At 53.5% G+C, this 325-nt stretch carries 1 protein-coding gene; it reads right to left on the bottom strand.

The annotated features are described in order from the left end of the window. Positions 1-285: helix-turn-helix domain-containing protein (locus EE949_RS24315; RefSeq protein WP_164666825.1), on the bottom strand; the 285-nt coding region annotated here is incomplete at its 3' end. Positions 286-325 lie beyond the last annotated feature (40 nt).

Here is a 325-nt window from a genome sequence, read left to right as displayed (position 1 = left end):
CAATAGCTCGAGAAGCTTCTTCGGTCCCCATTTATCGTGCGCCTCCTTCATCGCCACCACACGGGCCAGGATCTCATCGTCGGTTTTATTGGGGCTGTTGTGAGGGCGTCGGGACAGTTCGGCTAAGGACTTTAAATCGCCATTGTGCCGGCCGATCCATTTGTCGACGGTAGGCCGGCTTACGTTAAAGCGGCGCGCCAGCTGGCTTTTGGTGTAGTTACCAGAAAGCCAGTCAGCGACCAGTCTGATTCGTTGATTCATCGGAGACTCTTGGTTCCAGGGCATGATCAGTTACCTCCTGATCATGCGTATTAACCTGTAAACC

The organism is Pseudomonas viridiflava (assembly GCF_900602065.1).
Taxonomy (GTDB): domain Bacteria; phylum Pseudomonadota; class Gammaproteobacteria; order Pseudomonadales; family Pseudomonadaceae; genus Aquipseudomonas.
Note: the sequence above shows the minus strand (reverse complement) of the source record. Positions and strands in the feature narration are given on the sequence as shown.